Source organism: Gottfriedia sp. S16(2024) (assembly GCF_050473765.1).
GTDB lineage: Bacteria > Bacillota > Bacilli > Bacillales > Bacillaceae_G > Gottfriedia.
In genome coordinates, this window is record NZ_JBFLUO010000001.1 from 3,638,568 (window position 1) to 3,658,141 (window position 19,574).

General features: G+C 31.9%; 20 protein-coding genes. 18 read left to right on the plus strand and 2 right to left on the minus strand.

Translation table 11 applies throughout. The features are described 5' to 3' along the window. Nucleotides 1–201: 201 nt before the first annotated feature. Entirely contained in the window at nucleotides 202–618 is a 417-nt protein-coding gene (locus AB1282_RS17170) for an SRPBCC family protein (RefSeq protein ID WP_056477260.1), read from the minus strand. Nucleotides 619–1,109: 491 nt separating this feature from the next. Here AB1282_RS17170 and AB1282_RS17175 point away from each other — a divergent pair, with 491 nt between their 5' ends. The 7 genes from AB1282_RS17175 (at nucleotide 1,110) to AB1282_RS17205 (ending at nucleotide 8,008) form a co-directional block, all read left to right on the plus strand. After that, nucleotides 1,110–1,784: an ankyrin repeat domain-containing protein gene (locus tag AB1282_RS17175; RefSeq protein WP_082459663.1), complete on the plus strand. Its 675-nt coding sequence runs from the start codon at nucleotides 1,110–1,112 to the stop codon at nucleotides 1,782–1,784. Nucleotides 1,785–1,861: 77 nt separating this feature from the next. Continuing rightward, nucleotides 1,862–2,833 carry a DUF4822 domain-containing protein gene (locus tag AB1282_RS17180; RefSeq protein ID WP_429899630.1) on the plus strand — a complete coding sequence of 324 codons (972 nt, stop codon included), beginning with the start codon at nucleotides 1,862–1,864 and terminating at the stop codon, nucleotides 2,831–2,833. 352 nt (nucleotides 2,834–3,185) lie between these two features. Then, complete coding sequence (locus AB1282_RS17185) at nucleotides 3,186–3,353, plus strand: hypothetical protein (RefSeq protein ID WP_429899631.1); 168 nt, start codon at nucleotides 3,186–3,188, stop codon at nucleotides 3,351–3,353. A 218-nt stretch (nucleotides 3,354–3,571) separates the two neighbouring features. Next, entirely contained in the window at nucleotides 3,572–4,264 is a 693-nt protein-coding gene (locus AB1282_RS17190) for an SIMPL domain-containing protein (protein WP_056477267.1), read from the plus strand. A gap of 592 nt (nucleotides 4,265–4,856) precedes the next feature. Continuing rightward, a complete protein-coding gene (gene abc-f / locus AB1282_RS17195; RefSeq protein WP_429899632.1) occupies nucleotides 4,857–6,776 on the plus strand; it encodes a ribosomal protection-like ABC-F family protein in 1,920 nt (639 codons plus the stop codon). A gap of 393 nt (nucleotides 6,777–7,169) precedes the next feature. Further along, on the plus strand, nucleotides 7,170–7,514 hold the full coding sequence (locus AB1282_RS17200; RefSeq protein ID WP_056477273.1) for a DUF2294 domain-containing protein: 345 nt from the start codon (nucleotides 7,170–7,172) through the stop codon (nucleotides 7,512–7,514). 86 nt (nucleotides 7,515–7,600) lie between these two features. Further along, nucleotides 7,601–8,008 carry a phosphate-starvation-inducible protein PsiE gene (locus AB1282_RS17205; protein ID WP_429899633.1) on the plus strand — a complete coding sequence of 136 codons (408 nt, stop codon included), beginning with the start codon at nucleotides 7,601–7,603 and terminating at the stop codon, nucleotides 8,006–8,008. Between the two features lie 106 nt (nucleotides 8,009–8,114). Here the strand turns inward: AB1282_RS17205 and AB1282_RS17210 are convergent, their stop codons facing one another. Beyond that, nucleotides 8,115–9,065, minus strand: a complete 951-nt coding sequence (locus AB1282_RS17210; protein WP_429899634.1) for a hypothetical protein — start codon at nucleotides 9,063–9,065, stop codon at nucleotides 8,115–8,117. 315 nt (nucleotides 9,066–9,380) lie between these two features. On the opposite strand from AB1282_RS17210, the gene AB1282_RS17215 reads away from it, so the two are divergent. From AB1282_RS17215 to AB1282_RS17265, 11 genes are all read left to right on the plus strand, one after another. Next, nucleotides 9,381–9,815 carry a VOC family protein gene (locus tag AB1282_RS17215; protein WP_056477281.1) on the plus strand — a complete coding sequence of 145 codons (435 nt, stop codon included), beginning with the start codon at nucleotides 9,381–9,383 and terminating at the stop codon, nucleotides 9,813–9,815. Between the two features lie 235 nt (nucleotides 9,816–10,050). Further along, complete coding sequence (gene hutP, locus AB1282_RS17220) at nucleotides 10,051–10,482, plus strand: hut operon transcriptional regulator HutP (protein ID WP_025671549.1); 432 nt, start codon at nucleotides 10,051–10,053, stop codon at nucleotides 10,480–10,482. A gap of 107 nt (nucleotides 10,483–10,589) precedes the next feature. Continuing rightward, nucleotides 10,590–12,098, plus strand: a complete 1,509-nt coding sequence (gene hutH, locus AB1282_RS17225) for a histidine ammonia-lyase (protein WP_056477284.1) — start codon at nucleotides 10,590–10,592, stop codon at nucleotides 12,096–12,098. Nucleotides 12,099–12,115: 17 nt separating this feature from the next. After that, entirely contained in the window at nucleotides 12,116–13,774 is a 1,659-nt protein-coding gene (hutU, locus tag AB1282_RS17230) for a urocanate hydratase (protein WP_056477287.1), read from the plus strand. 54 nt (nucleotides 13,775–13,828) lie between these two features. After that, on the plus strand, nucleotides 13,829–15,052 hold the full coding sequence (gene hutI, locus AB1282_RS17235; RefSeq protein ID WP_429901166.1) for an imidazolonepropionase: 1,224 nt from the start codon (nucleotides 13,829–13,831) through the stop codon (nucleotides 15,050–15,052). Beyond that, a complete protein-coding gene (hutG, locus tag AB1282_RS17240) occupies nucleotides 15,033–15,992 on the plus strand; it encodes a formimidoylglutamase (protein ID WP_056477290.1) in 960 nt (319 codons plus the stop codon). The genes hutI and hutG overlap by 20 nt, the downstream gene beginning before the upstream one ends. Nucleotides 15,993–16,186: 194 nt before the next feature. Then, nucleotides 16,187–16,507 (plus strand): hypothetical protein, encoded by a 321-nt coding sequence (locus AB1282_RS17245; protein ID WP_429899635.1) that lies wholly within the window; start codon nucleotides 16,187–16,189, stop codon nucleotides 16,505–16,507. A 102-nt stretch (nucleotides 16,508–16,609) separates the two neighbouring features. Further along, nucleotides 16,610–17,179: a dihydrofolate reductase family protein gene (locus AB1282_RS17250; protein ID WP_429899636.1), complete on the plus strand. Its 570-nt coding sequence runs from the start codon at nucleotides 16,610–16,612 to the stop codon at nucleotides 17,177–17,179. A 77-nt stretch (nucleotides 17,180–17,256) separates the two neighbouring features. After that, nucleotides 17,257–17,700, plus strand: a complete 444-nt coding sequence (locus AB1282_RS17255) for a hypothetical protein (protein WP_429899637.1) — start codon at nucleotides 17,257–17,259, stop codon at nucleotides 17,698–17,700. Between the two features lie 69 nt (nucleotides 17,701–17,769). Further along, entirely contained in the window at nucleotides 17,770–18,357 is a 588-nt protein-coding gene (locus AB1282_RS17260) for an SMI1/KNR4 family protein (protein WP_429899638.1), read from the plus strand. 350 nt (nucleotides 18,358–18,707) lie between these two features. Beyond that, entirely contained in the window at nucleotides 18,708–19,412 is a 705-nt protein-coding gene (locus tag AB1282_RS17265) for an HAD family hydrolase (protein ID WP_429899639.1), read from the plus strand. Nucleotides 19,413–19,574: the final 162 nt, after the last annotated feature.

Below are 19,574 nucleotides of genomic sequence, written 5' to 3' on the forward strand. Positions count from 1 at the left end.
GTTTTTTTGAATTATTGCATAGTTTAGCAACGAAAAAAAGAAAAGAGTTATAGTTTTCACACATAAACAAAACCTAAAAATTTAAAGCTGATATTCCTAAACATAAGGAAAATCAGCTTTTTTAAAAGATAAATATAAAATTTTATTCTACCAAAGTCCACTCACGCGAAAAAACAATTCAATGAATTAGGTTCGGTTGTGCTAATTCTCCTCAGCATATCGAGCTAAGTTTGATACTGTTTCGAATAGTTCCACTTGATTAAACGCCATCTCTTGAGCGAGTCGATCAGAATCTGGACCTTCGATTTCGATGGTGTGTGTGATCTGGGTGCCATTTGGAAGTGGGATTAACTCATGGCGACCGATAATTGCATGATTTGGTCCAATAGGTGTTCGATCAACAAAGCTATGTCCCTCCTTGACTAGAATGAGCATAAAAGGGAGTTCTGGCCCTCCCACAGGTTGCAATTTTCCGGAAGTGCCTGTAACGAAAGGGCCATCCGGCTGGTACTGAACGAGTCCATAATCCCAACGAGGCCAATTGGCGAAATCGCAATAGATTGACCAAACACTTGAGGCAGTGGCACTTGTGCGTGCAGATGCAGAAATAGTCCACATAAAAGTATGTTCCTCCTTTTAAAAACTAACTTCTCTCAAAAACTAACTTCTCTCAAAAACATTTCCACTAAGTTATGAAATTTTTTTACAGTCCTTATAGTCAAGGTAAGAAACTTCAATTAAAGAAACATTTAATGTTAGGTTCAGCTAGACTAAATATATGAATCATTTATGGTAAAATATTCCATTTTTGAACTCATTGATATATGAAAAAACAAACGATTATTTTGCTAATTTTTACGATTGTGACTGTCTTTTTGGCAGTCATTTTTTAGTTTAAAAATACTTTATAGGACGAATCTATAAAGAAATATTATTAAAAATTTTATACTTTTTTAATAATTTGTTTAGAAGGAGTTTTCATTTAAGGATTAACATAGATTTCAGACGAACTAGGGTCTAACTAATGAAAAAGATTGGAGGAAAATTTCCCAGGAATAAAATGATATTTTCATGTTGATTTGAAATGGAAAAGGAGGACGTTTTACTTTATGTGGAAGTTACTTGCAGTAATAATCAGCTGCATACTTTTGCTAAATGGATGTTCCTCATTTGCTAAGGGGGAAGAAAAAGTGAACGAACAGTTATTTCAAGCAGTTAAACAAGGAGACACTACTCTCGTAAAGAAGTTAATTGAGAATGGTGCGAATATTAATGCACAGAATTCTAATGGACAAACTGCCACGATGATTGCAACTTATCATAACGATGTCAAAACTGCAAAAGTACTGATTGAAGCTGGTGCGGATGTCAATATTCGAGATCATATGAAAAACAATCCCTTTTTATATGCTGGTGCTGAGGGCTTTATTGATATTCTAAAACTTACAATAAAAGCTGGTGCTGATCCAACAATTACGAACAGGTATGGAGGAACAGCATTGATTCCCGCTTCAGAACATGGATATGTAGATGTTGTGAATGAACTTCTTACTAATACAAAGATTGATGTTAATCATATTAATAATTTAGGATGGACGGCCCTTTTAGAAGCAATATTTTTAAACGATGGAAATGAAAAACAACAACAAACAGTCCAATTGCTTATTGATAATGGAGCAGATGTTAATTTGTCTGATCGTGAAAATGTTAGCCCTTTACAGCATGCACGTGAGCGAGGTTTTAAAGAGATTGAAGCGATTTTGCTAAAAGCAGGTGCTAGATAATTAAAGTTCATGACCAATTGTATGAATAATTGGAGATTATATAAATAACGAATAAAAAATTTGAGGAGACATTTAAAATGATTAAAAAAACAAAAACAATTTCATCAATTTTACTCGGAGTATCTCTAGTCGTAACAGGTTATAATACTGTTGCTAACGCACAAGTAGAGCATGGTAAACAAAAGCAAGAAAGAGTATACAAAGCTCCAAAAAAAGTTAAGAACAAGTTAACAAAAGGGCAGGAAATGGCTAAAATTTTAAGTAGTACTAATTGGCAAGGTACAAGAGTGTATGATAAAAATCATCATGACTTAACAAAAGAAAATGCTAATTTTATTGGTCTTGCTAAATATGATGAAAAATCGGGTAGATACGAATTTTTTGATGCAAAAACAGGTCAAAGTCGTGGGGATAAAGGAACATTTTTCATTACAAATGATGGTAAAAAACGAATTTTAATTTCTGAATCAATGAATTATCAAGCTGTAGTCGATATGACAAAAATAAATAAAAACGTATTTACTTATAAAAGAATGGGAAAAGATGCAAAAGGTAACGATGTAGAAGTGTTTGTAGAACATGTTCCTTATAAAGCAAAAGAGCTTTCTTTTACAGAACCTGATAAAAAATTAGATTCTAAAACAGGCGAAATTGTAAAAAACGTTGATGGTGATAAAATTTTAGGTAAAACACTTTGGAATGGTACAAAAGTACTGGATGAACAAGGGAATGACGTAACGAAATATAACACGAATTTTATTAGTCTTGCAAAATTTGATGGAATCACTAATAAATATGAGTTTTTCAATCTTCAAACAGGTCAAAGTCGTGGTGACTATGGATATTTCGATATTGCCCACGAAAATAAAATTAGAGCACATGTATCAATCGGAACAAATAAGTATGGTGCTGTCCTTGAACTGACTGAGCTTAATAATAATAAATTTACTTATAAAAGAACAGGTAAAGACAAAGATGGTAAGGATATAACTGTATTTGTTGAGCATGAACCTTATAAAGGTGATTTTAAACCAGTTTTTAGTTTCTAATAACGAATATTCAAAAGAAGAATGGAGGAATCCATTCTTTTTTTAAAGGGCATTATGAATAATCTTAGTAATATTTTAAAATGTTACTAAGATTAATTGTTATTTTAATAACACTTTTTTGTGTTTTTTATAAAATTCCCCCAATAAAGTTTTATTGAATTTATTGGACTTCCCACCTAAAATCAACCAAAATTTGGTTGTTTTAGAATTCTTTTCAAGATAAAAATAGTTAAATTCCCCCAATAGTAATTAAAGGTATTATCTTGTTTAATTAAAATGTGGATAGATTTAAGCAGAATACATAATTAAGTCTTACTAACTTCTAATCTATTATTTGAAAAGGGGAATTAACATGGAAAATAATTCTACATATTACGATGGTAGTGTACCGGTATATGAAGTACCATTAGAAACAGGAAAACCAAAAAATCAAACTAGTGATGATCTGGATGAAGAAAAACATAAAATAACTGATGTAATGAGAAAAAACATCAGTGGTAATCCATATATTTTCGACTGAAAAATAAATTGTTAAAGCTTGTAGACGAAAGGGAGTTTCCCTAAGTATACAGGCTTTTTTGTCCCATCGAAAAGAGTACATAAACTGAATATTTTCTTGATTCATTATTCACAGAAATAGGTCTTAAAACATACAATAAATGGGCACAAATACAATATTTTTGGTCTTAAAAGGATGTGAGGAAGATTTATCCATTAAATAATTATAACTTAACAAGTATGCGATATGATTATTCAAGCCCTCAATATCATAGTGCTTTCCAATCACGCAATGTGAATAGTAATTATACGATCAAAGCCACAGGAAAAGGAGAAGTATTTGTGAAGCCCGACCAGTCGTTTGTATTATTAGGATCAGTAGTAGAAGATATGAAAGTTCAAACAGCTCAGACAGAGAATGCAATCATTTCGAATAAAATTATTGAAGCATTAAAAGCTATAGGAATTAAACAAGACGAAATTGAAACGAATTCATATACAATCGATCGAATTGTTGATTACCAAGATTCACAGCAAATTTTTAAGGGATATCGTGTGAGTCATATTTTTAAAGTAATCGTAAAGGATCTTGCAAATGTAGGGAAAGTGATTGATGTTGCAGTTGAAAATGGGGCAAATGAAGTACGGAATCTTACTTTTGAAGTATCAAATCCCGATCCGTATTACGGAGAAGCACTACAAAAGGCTACTTTAAATGCAAAATTGAATGCAGAAAACATCGCAAAATCACTAGGTTTATCGATTAATAACATACCAATCTGGTTGGCTGAAGAAAGTATCCAAATTGTTCGTCCAATGTCTTCGTTAACAATGACTGCAGCAGCATTCAGCGGTCCAACAACACCAATTCAAGATGGACAAATAAAAATAACTGCTTCAGTACAGGCATTGTTTAATTATGTAAGCTATTAGATGTATAAAATATGGTTTGGAAGTAAAATTATAAATAGATGACAAGATTAAATAAATGTGTTGGATAAATAAAAATAAAGATTAATAAATTTAATGTAACCATTTACAAAAAATCGGAAAAATGGGATAATATAGAAAATTTCGAAGGAGGAAAGTAAGTTTATGATGCCAACTAATTGCTGATATTAATTTAATTTAAATTAATATGTTTTCCAAATGAGTTGAAAATTGCCTAATGTATAGGCCTATTTGTTATGCTCTTATGGAATTAAGGCAAATTAGAAGGTAACTTACTTTACTGATAACGAGATGATTATTTATTGAGTACGAGATATTTTTTTAGTATTCCATCAGATCTTTGTTTTAGCTGATGGGGCTTTGATTATATAGCTCTAGATAAATGATAAATCACCAAGTTTATTAGACTGTGAGAAGATACTTTCTTCTTATGGTCTTTTTTATTTGGTTCCATAAATCTTAACAAACTTAAAAATAATGAGTCTTAACTAAATAATTAAATCGTATCAAAGTTCACTTCTTTACCTTGTCCATATATGCATAACGAAATTTATGGATGAAAGAAGGAAATTTTATGTTCGAATTAAAAATAAATGGTCTTAAAAAATATATGGATGCAACTTTAGTGCTTAAAAATATAACATTTGAAGCTTATGAGGGGGATAAAATCGGTATTATTGGAATCAATGGGAGTGGTAAAAGTACCATTCTTAAAATAATAGCAGGAATTGTGCCGATGAATTATTACCCAGGTTATCCTCAAACCTCAAGTTATGGTTATGATGAAGGATTAATTAATTTCGTACCTAAAGGTCTCACTACTGCATATTTGGAACAAACGCCAGTTTATCCTAAAGGCTTAAAAGTAATTGATGTTTTAAATATGGCTTTTGATGAAATTGTTCAAATAGAAAATCAAATGCGTGAGTTAGAAGATCAAATGAAAGATATAGAAAATAATGCCCTAGAAAGAGCTATGAAAAGGTATAGTGATTTAGTCCAATTATTTGAAGTAAATGGCGGATATCAACGGGAAGAAAAGTTAGGTAAGGTATGTACCGGATTTAAATTTGAAGAAAGTTTTTTAAACAGAGATTTTGATTTATTAAGTGGTGGTGAAAAAACGACTGTATTACTTGGTAAACTTTTAATCAATAGCCCCGATATTCTATTGCTTGATGAACCTACAAATCATTTAGATATGGATTCAGTAGAATGGTTAGAAGAATTTCTTGAAAATTATAAAGGAATTGTATTGATTGTTTCGCATGATCGATACTTTTTAGATAATGTCGTAACAAAAATTGTAGAAGTTGAAGAATTAGAATCAATTACGTATAAGGGCAACTATTCATTTTTTGTTGAGCAAAAAGAAAAAAACATACAGATCCAATTTGAGCATTTTAAAGAACAACAAAAAAAGATAAAAGCGATGGAAAATACCGTAACCAATTTAAGAGACTGGGCGATGCGTGCTGATAATAACAAATTTTTTAAAAGGGCTGCAAGTATACAGAAAAAACTTGATAAATTGAATAGAATTGAAAAACCAGTTTTTGAAAAAGAAAATATGAAATTAGATTTAAAAGGATCCAAACGATCAGGAAATGACACAATTAAAGCAATTGAGCTTTCGAAATCTTATGAAGAAAAAGTACTATTCAAAGATACGAGTTTATTGATTAATTACGGGGAAAGAGTTGGGCTTGTCGGTCCTAATGGAAGCGGAAAAACTACTTTCTTAAAGATGCTTTTAGGTGAAGAAAAATCAGATAATGGCGTGGTACAACTAGGAGCAAATGTGCTGACCGCATATTTACCTCAGAAAATAAGTTTTAATAACGAAGAAATAACAGTGCTTGAATGTTTTAGAGAGGATATCTCAATACCTGAAGGGAAAGCAAGGGAATATCTTTCAAAATTTATGTTTTATAAACAAAGTGTCTTTAAAAAAGTTAAATTTTTGTCAGGTGGAGAGAGAATAAGGCTGAAATTAGCTATGTTATTATTCAAAGATATCAATTTGTTAATCCTTGATGAACCTACAAATCATCTTGATATAGATTCAATCGAAACGCTTGAAGAAGCACTTGATGAATTTAAAGGGACAATTTTCTTTATTTCACATGACAGATATTTTATTAATAAAATGAGTCAACGAGTGATCGCAATTGAGGATTATGAATTAAAAAGCTATCTTGGCAATTATGATGATTATAAAAGCATAAAAGAAAAGATTAGTTTTAAAGAAACGAAAGATCCGGTTGAAAAAAAAGGCATTCGAAAAAAAGTTAATAAAAAAGATGATAATAACCAAGAAAAAATGAAAGCTGAAGCCCTAGTAAAAATTGAACGATTTGAAAAAGAAATAAATGAGATTGATCTTGCGATGAATAGTGAGGAAGATTATCATAAGCTCAATGATTTATATTGTAGGAAAATTGAATTAAGTAAAGACTTAGAATCGGTAATGGAATTGTGGTTAGCGTTGTAAGATCTAAGGAAAATCATCAATATGTAGAAATAGATAAAATTAACTTTTTGATTGTTTATTTAAACATATAGGGATATAATAAATCCGGATGATATGGAAGCATGATAATGTATTTGTTGTGGATCTATTACATTCATTTAACTTAAATTGGATTGGTATTTTAGTAAATTTTTTGCTAATTAACTATTCCACCAAGATGACAGAAAGCCTCTGAATGGGCTAATTGTCTTCCTGGTGGAATTTTTTTTTTCTAAAAGGTAGGAAGTGAAGTGAATTTGTGGGAAATGTGATCGAAACTTAGACAATATTTCTCAGTCTGTGTAAATAGGTTAAAGGGTACAGTGCAAAGATATGTAATAACATTTAAAAAATTGAAATTGAGGCGAATAAGTAATGTCAAAAAAAATACATGAATTTAATGATATGATGAGAAAACTTCGGAAAGATTTGTTTGGAAAGGGTCCGGAGCGGATTCATACAGTGTTTGTTGAAAACATGGCCGTTTCAACATTATATGGTAATTTGACACCAACTGAAAAATTTATTTCCGGAACAATGAATGGGGCAGAAATGGTTCATACTGCACGAACAAAAATGATTCAAGAATTGTACTTAAATAACCCTCCAGAAGGTTTAGAAGAACTTGTTGGCGCAAAATTAGTCCATCTATTTTCAGATATGAAAGTTGAAGAAAATATAGGCATTTCAGTTTTTGTATTCGATCGAAACATTGTATAGAGAAGCGAAAATGCTTAATGTTAAACTTTTATGTCAACAAAATCAAATAAAGAATCTTTTTATAGGGGAAAAAATGGAGGAGACAAATGTTTGGAACGAGTTGGTTTAAAAACCGAAAAATGCTGATCAAGCTTTATCAAACTTTATTAAATATATCTTTATTTTTACTGAGTTTGATTCTTGCGTATTTCCTTTTTAGAGAACTTTATAATATTTTTAACGATATTTTATTAGGAAATAAAAATGTTCATCAGATTTTTAGCAAAGTTTTAATATTTTTCTTATATTTTGGATTTATATCAATTATTGTTCAATATTTCAAAGAAAATTATCATTTTCCAATACGCTATCTTCTATATATCGGGATTACAGCGACTATTCGTTTTATTATTGTAAATGGAGAATCGGCCCATAATCTTTGGTTAGCAATTATTATTTTAGTACTAACAATTAGTTATATTATTTTACCTTTTGGGGAATCGAGAAATGGTTAAATTGTCCCTATAAAGTAGCAGAAAAATTTTTACTAAAAATAAAGCAGTTTAACCCAACCTTAAGGTTGAGTTAATTTAATTATACTTTGACGACAATATCCATAGATTAACTTGAACAACCAGAACTTGAACAACTCGAACTAGAACACGAAGAGTGAGAACCACTAGAACATGAAGAATGTGATGAACTAGAGCATGAAGAGTGCAAGTTATGATGATGACTATCATTCTTGCTTGAACAATCATTTGAACTTTCATTTAATGCAAAAAAAGAATTCGTAGCTAAAAATGTTGAGTTAATATGGCCATCATCTGATTTTTTGCTAGAAGATGGACGTTTAGATAAATTTGGGTAAGATTTTTGTGATTGGTCTTTTGTTCTTGCTTCTTCATTTTCTTTTTCTACTAAATTTTTTTGAATTCTAGCAAACTCGTTTAAAAAATTATTTTTAGTATGTGAGTTTAAATGTGAAACGAAACTTTTTGTTTGAATTGTTTTGCTCGATAAATATTCTTGAACTTTAGTATTTTTATAATTAACAACTAAACTTCCTAAGACATTGGTATTTACAGATGTCGTTTCAAACAAAGTATTATATAACAAATTGTAAACAGCCCTAGCATCGCTTCGATCGGTTATAGTTACATCATCTTTATGAATATTTGGTTCATGGTGTATCATTTCACCACAAAAAGCCTTGCAGAAGTTATGATAACTTTTCGTAAATAAAATCATTTCGTGCCAGATTTTATCAACTTCTTGACTATACATTGGTACGTTTTCAAAGATTGCAGCCATTAAGAAAAAGCGCTTTAATTCACTTTCAATAAAGGAATATTTTTCTTTGCTCCAACCTTCTTTTTCAATAATTCTTTCTTTAACATTAGCTAGGAAATCCATTTTCCATGCGTTTTCTAGTCTAGAAACGAACGATAAATTAACGAAGTTAGAATTTACTTTTAAGTCGTTTGTATTAAACTGATTGTAAAGATTGTTATAAAATGCATTATCATTTTTTATTTTCTTTTTTAAAAATCTTCCGAAAAATTTTTTCATATAAACCTCCTTTTATTTATTGTATTACAATTATATAATTAAAAAATAAACAAAAGAAGAAAATTGTTAAGATAAGGAAATACTTAGAGATCGAATAGGCAATTGGATAAACCAATAATAATATGCACATCCACATTATTTACTTCGTATTTATTCAATTAACTGCGAAGTTTTTTGCTGTGTAAAAATATGGTACAATCTATCTGATATTTACATTTTTAAAGGGGAAATATCAAGTAGAATTAATGAACTAGAATTGGTTTGTTTTTTAAGTTCTAAAACGAGGTAATTACAATTTGTTGGAGGGTTTCAAAGATGACACAAGAACAAGTAATACCGGTTGTATCAGGGCAAAGGATTACTCCATTTCTTACGTTTAGTGGGAATGCGGAGGAAGCAATGAATTATTATGTTCGTACTTTTCCGAATTCAAAACTCGTTTCTCTTCGAAGATATACGAAAGATGACCGAGGTGTTGAAGGGAAAATTCTAAATGGCATTATTGAAATTTTAGGACAGTCTTTTATGGTATTGGATATGGAAAAAGAACATTGTCCTGAATTTACTTGGGCTGTTTCATTTTACTTAGAATGCAATGACGATGCGGAGTTTGATTTAATTTTTGGCGGATTAAAGGTTGATGGGAAAGTACTTATGGGGCCAGTAGAAATGAATGATTTTAGTAAGGTTACATGGGTTACTGATTGTTTTGGCGTTACTTGGCAGCTAGTGTTAAGAAAAAGATCTTAACAATCGGCGAATTATTCCTTTTTCTGTTATTCAACAAGTTATTAAAAGATGACAAATGGACAAGTTTTCTTAAATAATAATTTATTGATAAATATTTTGAATATTCCTACAAGTTTTAATAAAAAAATATTTTTTAAAAATAATAATCTGAAAATATTGAAGTTTACTAATTGTTGGCATATAATGTAATCAGATACTAGTTTATTAGAGAAAGTAAGTAAGAGGTATTAGCGATATGGCAGAGCAAAGTCAACGAATAGGTCGAACAGCTATGATGCTTGCTTTGACTGATCAAGAAGAAGAATTAATGAAAAATGAAAACGTTGTATGGTGTGTAGGTAAGGTCGGCACAATGGATGCTCAAAAGGTCGTTGCTGCGATTGAAACCGCTGCCAAACAAAATGGTGTAATCAATGGAGCTCTATATAGAGAAGTTCATTCATTATATCATGCAACACTTGAAGCGATTCAAGGCGTAACAAGAGGTCATGTTCAATTAGGTGATGTTCTTAGAACAGTAGGACTTAGATTTGCTGTTGTTAGAGGTAAACCTTATAAAAACGTAAACGAGGGTGACTGGATTGCAGTTGCACTATACGGAACGATTGGTGCTCCAATTAAAGGATCGGAGCATGAATCAGCAGGACTCGGCATTAATCACATATAATCGCCCATAGTTTATTAGATGATAGGGGGCTATGATTCGTAAGTTACTATTTACGTCTCATAGCCTCTTTCTGTGTTTTTTTTGACAAAATTCGGAGGTGTTTTTTAATGGTAACTTTAACTGGTAATAGCTTAACAATGGAACAAATGAAAAGTATTTTATTCGAAATGGCGTATGTAAAAGCGAGTGAAGATAGCTTAGTAGCGGTAAAAGCATGTAGAGAAAAGGTTGAAGAAATCGTAAATAATGGCAAAGTCGTTTATGGTATCACAACAGGTTTCGGAAAATTTAGTGATGTATTAATTGAAAAAGAAAATGTTTCAACACTTCAATATAACTTAATAGCTTCTCATGCATGTGGAGTTGGTGAACCGTTCCCTGAATTAGTTTCAAGAGCGATGTTAGTACTTCGTGCAAATACAATGTTAAAAGGTCACTCTGGTGTACGTTTAGTAGTAGTTGAAAAATTACTTTCATTAATTAATGCTCAAATTCACCCAGTTATCCCATCTCAAGGATCATTAGGTGCAAGCGGAGATTTAGCTCCTTTATCTCACTTAGCTTTAGTTTTACTTGGTGAAGGTGAAGTTTTCTATAAAGGAAAACGTATGGAAACAGCAGAAGCTTTAGCTAAAGAAGGAATTTTACCAATTACTCTAGAAGCTAAAGAAGGTTTAGCTTTAATTAATGGTACACAAGCAATGACAGCAATGGGTATTCTTACTTATCTTGAAGGTGAAGAATTAGCTTATCAAAGTGAATTAATTTCTTCTATTACATTTGAAGCATTAAATGGTATTACAGATGTTTTTGATGAAAGAATTCATATTGCTCGTGGATATAAAGAACAAATTGAAGTAGCAGAACGTTACCGCAATATTTTAGCAACAAGCCAATTAACGACTAGACAAGGTGAAATCCGAGTTCAAGATGCTTATACATTAAGATGTATTCCTCAAGTTCATGGAGCAAGCTGGCAAGTACTGAACTATGCAAAAGAGAAGTTAGAAATCGAAATGAATGCAGCTACTGATAATCCATTATTATTCGGAGATGATGTATTCTCTGGTGGAAATTTCCATGGTCAACCAATCGCATTTGCAATGGACTTCTTTAAATTAGGCGTTGCTGAGTTAGCAAATATTTCTGAAAGACGTATTGAACGTTTAGTTAACCCACAATTAAATGATTTACCACCATTTTTAAGTCCAGAACCAGGATTACAATCTGGTGCAATGATTATGCAATACGTTGCGGCTGCTTTAGTTTCTGAAAATAAAACATTAGCACATCCAGCAAGTGTTGACTCAATTCCTTCTTCAGCTAACCAAGAAGATCATGTAAGTATGGGGACAATCGGTGCACGTCATGCTTACCAAATTTTACAAAACGCTAGAAGAGTTTTAGCAATCGAATGTATTTGTGCAATGCAAGGTGTTGAATATAAAGGGATTGAAAAAATGTCTGAGACAACTAGAAAGTTTATGGAAGATGCTCGTAAAACAGTTCCATCAATTACTAGAGATCGCGTATTCTCAAAAGACATTGAAAAATTAACAACTTATTTAAAAGAAAATTTCATAGCAAAAAACTATACAAAACAAACACAAATATAAGAAGAGGTGGAATTAAAATGGAAATCACAAAAGGATCTTTAAAAGCGCCAAGAGGTACTGAATTAAACACTAAAGGTTGGGTTCAAGAAGCAGCACTTCGTATGCTATTAAACAACTTAGACGAAGAAGTAGCAGAAAGACCAGAAGATTTAGTTGTATACGGTGGAATCGGTAAAGCTGCAAGAAACTGGGAGAGTTTTGATGCAATTATTGAATCATTAAAGAAATTAGAGAGCGATGAAACATTATTAGTTCAATCAGGTAAACCAGTTGCAGTATTCAAATCTCATGAAGATGCACCACGAGTTTTACTAGCTAACTCAAACTTAGTTCCAAAATGGGCAACTTGGGAACACTTCCGTGAATTAGATGAAAAAGGATTAATGATGTATGGTCAAATGACTGCTGGTAGCTGGATTTACATCGGTACTCAAGGTATTTTACAAGGTACTTATGAAACATTTGGAGAAGCTGCTAAACAACATTTCGGTGGTAGCTTAAAAGGTACAATTACAATTACAGCAGGACTTGGCGGTATGGGTGGAGCTCAACCTCTAGCTGTAACAATGAATGGTGGAGTTGTAATCGGTATTGATGTTGACGAAACTAGAATTCAACGTCGTATTGACACTAGATATTGTGACGTGTTAACACACGATTTAGAGGAAGCATTACAACTTGCTACTGAAGCTAAAAACGAAGGAAGAGCTTTAGCAATCGGATTAGTAGGTAATGCTGCTGAAATTTTACCTCAATTAGTTGAACGTAATTTTGTACCAGATTTAATTACTGACCAAACTTCTGCACATGATCCATTAAATGGTTATTTACCGATCGGAATGTCTATGGAAGAAGGAAAGAAACTTCGTGCCCAAAATCCAGATGAAGTAATTAAACGTGCAAAACATAGTATGGCAGTTCATGTTGAAGCAATTTTAGCGATGCAACAACGTGGCGCTCTTGCATTTGATTACGGTAACAACATTCGTCAAGTTGCTTTAGATGAAGGCGTTAAAAATGCATTTGATTTCCCTGGTTTCGTACCTGCATTTATTCGTCCATTATTCTGTGAAGGTAAAGGTCCTTTCCGTTGGGTAGCACTTTCTGGTGATCCAGAAGATATTTACAAAACAGACGAAGTTATTTTACGTGAATTTGCTGATAACGAGCATTTATGTAACTGGATCCGTATGGCTCGTGAAAAGGTTGCATTCCAAGGTTTACCATCACGTATTTGTTGGTTAGGCTACGGTGAGCGTGCTAAATTCGGTAAAATCATTAACGAAATGGTTAAAAATGGCGAATTAAAAGCGCCAATCGTAATCGGTCGTGACCATTTAGATTGTGGTTCAGTAGCATCTCCAAATCGTGAAACAGAAAGCATGAAAGATGGTAGTGACGCAGTAGCTGACTGGCCAATCCTAAATGCACTTATTAATGGTGTAAATGGCGCAAGCTGGGTAAGTGTACACCACGGTGGTGGAGTAGGTATGGGTTATTCTTTACATGCTGGTATGGTAATCGTTGCTGACGGTACGGATGCAGCTGCAAAACGTATCGAAAGAGTATTAACTTCAGATCCAGGAATGGGTGTAGTTCGTCACGTTGATGCAGGTTATGATTTAGCTGTTGAAACTGCAAAAGCAAAAGGCGTAAACATCCCAATGATGAAGTAGGTGTTAGAATTGAAAGCAGATATTCTATTAACAAATATTGGTCAATTATTAACGATGGATCATGGTAATGGTCCAATTCATGGAAAAGACATGAGTAACCTACCTGTACTAGAAAATGCAGAAATTGCATGGAAAGATGGGGAAATTATTTATATCGGTCAAATGAACGAACAGAAAATTGATGCAAAAGAAGTAATTGATTGCCAGGGAAAACTAGTCACTCCAGGATTAGTTGACCCTCATACTCACGTGGTCTTTGGAGGATCACGTGAGCATGAAGTTAGTTTGAAATTACAAGGTGCTTCTTATTTAGAAATATTAGAAATGGGTGGCGGGATCCATTCTACTGTAGGTCAAACTAAATTAGCTTCACATGAGGATTTAAAAAAGAAAACAATTCATCACCTAAACAGAATGCTTTCATTCGGTGTAACAACAGTTGAAGCAAAAAGTGGTTATGGACTTGATGAAGAAACTGAATTAAAACAACTTCGAGTTGCTAAAGAATTACAAACTGAGCATGATATTGATTTAGTTTCAACTTTCTTAGGTGCGCATGCAATACCTAAGGAGTATAAGGGAAATGAAGAAGCTTTCTTAGAAAAAATGCTATCTTTATTAGATGTTATTAAAGAGGAAGAACTTGCTGAATTTGTAGATGTATTCGCTGAAACTGGTGTATTTTCAGTAGAACAATCAAGAGGATTTTTACTAAAAGCAAAAGAACAAGGCTTTAATGTTAAAATTCATGCCGATGAAATCGATCCTCTAGGTGGTACTGAAATGGCAGCTGAAATTGGCGCTATTTCCGCTGATCATCTATGTGGAGCATCTGAAAAAGGTGTTGAAATGCTTGGTAAGAGCAATACAATCGGTGTCATTTTACCGGGAACTACTTTCTATTTGAATAAACCAGAATTTGCACCTGCAAGAGCGATGATTGAAAATAACGTAGCAGTTTCATTAGCAACTGATTTCAACCCAGGAAGCTGCCCGACTGAAAATTTACAATTAATCATGACAATTGCAATGCTTAAACTAAAAATGACGCCTGAAGAAATTTGGAATGCAGTTACGATTAACTCATCACACGCGATTAATCGTGGAGACCAAGCTGGTAAGCTAAAAATTGGACGTAAGGCAGATGTCGTTATTTGGAATGTACCAAACTATACTTATGTACCTTACCATTTTGGTGTAAATCATGTAGAATCAGTATTTAAGAATGGTAAATTAGTAGTAAGTAGGGGTGAACACGATGTCGCTATCACATCTTAAAAAAGCAGGAGATGCAAATTTCATTGATTCAAAAGTAACAAAAGCAAATGAAATCATCTCTGCATGGAATGGAACAGAAGCATCCAATTTCTCAATTATAGGTGTACCATTGTCTAAAACATCAATTAGTCATTCAGGCGCAAGCTTTGCACCTGCTTCAATTCGAAAAATGCTAAGTAGCTACAGTACTTATCATATCGAAGACCAAATTGATTTAAAGGATTTCAATGTAACTGATTTTGGTGATATTACGATGCATGTGACTGATTTTGAAGAGTCAAGAAATCGTATTAGATCTACAATCTCTGAATTGCTAGGTCAATATAAAGAAACGATGCCAATCATTTTAGGTGGGGATCACGGAATTAGTTTTCCAAGCATTTCAGCTTTTGCAAAAGAACGAGGAACAGTAGGAGTTATCCAATTTGATGCTCATCATGACTTAAGAAATACTGAAGATGGTGGACGTTCAAACGGTACACCTTTCCGTAGCTTGATTGACGAAGGCATTCTAAAAGGTGAACATTTAGTTCAAATTGGAATCCGAAATTTTTCAAATAGTGCTCCATACACTGAATTCGGTGTAAATAATGGTGTAACAATCTACTCAATGCGTGATGTTCGCGAATTAGGTATCTCAAAAATTATTAAAGAGAGCATCAACCATTTAGTAGACAAAGTAGATGCAATTTACATTAGCCTAGATATGGACGTACTAGACCAAGCATTTGCTCCTGGTTGCCCAGCAATTGGACCTGGAGGAATGGACAGTCAAACTCTATTAGATGGTATCTGTTATCTAGCATCACATCCAAAAGTTACTGGAATGGATATTGTTGAGCTTGACCCAACAATCGATTTCCGTGACATGACAAGCAGAATCGCAGCACATGTTATCTTAAACTTTCTTGTTGAGAAGGTTAAACTGTTAAATAAGTAAAATGAGAAACTCGTAAACTTCTTTGTTTACGGGTTTTTTTTTGTTTTGTTTTGGGTGGGGGTGTTAAAAAAATTTGTAGAAGTGCAAATAAGAGATGTGAGACTGCAATTAAATTTGGTAATAGTGCAAATAAGAGCTACTGAGGTGCAAATAGGGGTCGAGGTGCAAATAAGAGATGTGAAGCTGCAATTAATATGTATAACAGTGCAAATAAGAGATGTGAGACTGCAATTAAAATTTGTTACAGTGCAAACAAGAGCTTGCGAGCTGCAAATAAAGGTCGAAGTGCAAATAAAAATATAGAAACGGCAATTAAAATTGGCAAAAGTGCAATTAAAATTGGCAAAAGTGCAATTAAAAATAATAAAACTACAATTAAAATTAGGATAAGTGCAAATAAAAATTTCAAAACTGCAAATAAAATTAACAATAGTGCAAATAATCATGGATTACATGTTCTAAAAAAGCAAATCATGTGGTTTTTAGTACTTTTAAACCGAAATAGCGATATTTGATAGCACCAAGCATGCTTGTTATAATCAAAATAAGAACAAATATTCGTTATTAGTGAGAAGTACCAGTTTGAAAAATGTCTAAACGAATTAGGAGGAAGAGTTTTGGAAAATAGCATAAAACAAAGAAAAATAATTTTAGATCTAGCGGTAACATTAGATGGTTTTATAGAAGGGAAAAACGGAGAAGTTGATTGGTGCATATTGGATCCTGAAATGGAATTCACAAATTTCCTCAATCAAATAGATACTATTTTATATGGTCGAAAAAGTTATGATTTGTGGGGGAATTATATTCCATGTATAGATGACTCTGAATCTGATATAGAAATGTGGAATTTAGTTCATAGCAAGGAAAAATATGTGTTTTCCAGAACTCAAACAAAAGATGAAAATAATGCAACATTTATAAATGAAAATATAATTGAAGAAGTAAATAAATTAAAGGAAAGGCCCGGCAAAGACATCTGGTTGTATGGCGGATCAAGCCTTATTACATCATTTATAAATTTAGGGCTAGTAGATGAATTTAGACTATCAATTCATCCTGTTATATTGGGTGAAGGAAAACCTTTGTTTGTTGACATAAAACAGAGAAAGAATTTAATTATGATGAATACAAGAACGTTTTCATCTGGAGTTGTGCAGGTAACTTATCATTTGAAAGAAGAATAAGTTTTTTAAGAGCATTAAATTTGGGGATATAAAGTAATTATTTTAATTATATCCAGTGGAAAATTATGGTGGTAACTATGAAACTTCTTAATGGTATAACTGGCTTCTATGAAAAACAAAATGTACCTCCCAAAACTGATGGTAAGCAGTTTGAAAAATTGTGTTTCAGTATTATAAACCAATATAAAGGAACAATTTTGAACTTTCAAGAACCACAAGTTGCAACAAATTTTTTTGCAATGGAAGTGAATGTTTCCAATAAACATTCTTACATTCTTTTGAATGCTCATTATCCATTTTCAGCTTTTGCTTCAGCAGTTAATTTTGGTGAAATAAATTTTATAGATGTTCCTCAAATAAAAGAAGAGTTAAGCCCATATTATAAAGTTTTGTGTACAAAGGAACTGAATGAACCACTCTTATTTAACAGTTCGAATGAATTAAATAGGGCAGAATTAAATCAAATAGCTTACTGGAAACCAGAAAGAATAGGTGAAGTATTATTTAATCATTGGGATTAATCTTGATGATAATGAAAAGGGAGTAGTATTTTATAATTTATTAGATTTGTGAAGGCGGTTGGTAATTAAATGTTACAAGAGCAAATAGAAGTATTAGAAAAATTACTTGAAGAAAAAATTGTTGAAGATAAAAAAGAAGATATGGAAAATTTTAAGTTGATTAAAGGTGTATCTAATGAAGAATTAGACAAATTTGAAGCGAAATACGGGATAACCTTACCAAAAGATTTTAGGGAATTCTATCAATACAAAAACGGAAGTGGTTACCATTTTCATATTTTATATCCTAAGTGTGAAAATGATAATATTGAACCTTTTTACTTGTTTTCATTAGATGAAATTATAGATGAAAAAGAAGCTTACTTTAGTGAAAATGAATTAATGAGTGACTATTACGAAGAAGATGAAATTAATAATTTAGATAAGAGAATTAAACCTTATTTAAAGAATAAAAAATGGATACCTTTCGCAACCTTAGCTGGCGGAGATTTATATTTAATTCTTGACTTTAACCCTACAAACAATGGAACTGAAGGGCAAATAATCTCGTATATACATGACCCTGATTTTGTTTATTTTGTTGCAGACAATTTTACGAATTTACTTAAAAAATCAAATGAAAATTTGAAAAATATTTGGGGAGAAATTGATTATTAAAATTAACTCATTATAAAACGACAGTACTATACTGGCGTTTTTATTTTTTAGTATTTTAATTAGCAATGGAGATAACCAGATCATAATTTTTATTTGGTTCACTGAAGCAGGATGAGATTTACACTGTTATTTACTGCTCTTTTACTTAGAAAACCGTATTATAACAATAAAAATACAGAGGGAATTTTAGAACGAATTGCTCTGCTATTATAATTGTTTTTAATTTTAAGAGTAAAATAGGGACACTTTGCAAAATAGCATATATAATTAGAAAAGCCGAATCAAAAGGCATACAATTGATGTGAAAATTAATTACAATACGGTTCAGTTGGAAAGTGAGATAAATTATTATGAAATATGATTTAATTTTTGATTTAGATGATACATTAATTCAAACCCAAGCCGCATTTCGGCATAATGTAGATTTATGTGCAAATTTAGTGCAGCAAGCGCTAGATGAAAAAGTATTTATAAATGACATTAAAGAGGTTTTCAATAAAATCGATCTGGAACTAATAAAAGATATGGGTTTCAGTAAAGAGCGATATCCTTATGCATGGGATTCAACTTTAGATTTATTGGCAACACGAAATAATTTAGAGATATCAAGTATTGTTATTGATCAATTACAATCTTTAGCAAAAACGATATTTAAAGTAAATATTCCACTGCAAAATGACACATTTATAATAGAAGAATTATCAAATCATAAAGATGTAGCAAGTATGACTATATTGACTTTAGGTGAAAAAGACGTACAATCAAAGCGCGTGATAGATACTGGCTTAGTGCAACATTTTGATAACGTATTTATTACTAGTAAAAAAGATATAAATACCTATCTTGAGTTAAATGAAAAATTAAGTAATCCAGTAATGATCGGGAACTCTCTTAGAAGTGACATTGTACCTGCTTTAGAAGCAGGGATGAAAGCAATTCATATTATTAGAGATTCATGGTTTTATGACGAAATTGAGCATAAACATACAATAGAAAGTATTAAGTCATTAGTCGAAATAAAATTACTTTTATTTGGTAATTTGGTAAATCTTTAAGGGCTGTTTTTTATTCTACTTTATTTATCGATAGTTCAATTACACCTCTTTGGTATACTCAATCATGTTGTTGGACTACGCAAGTATTAGTTCAACAACAAATGGAGGATGATCATTAATAGATCATCCTTTATTTTACTTATAGGTGATAACTAAACTAGG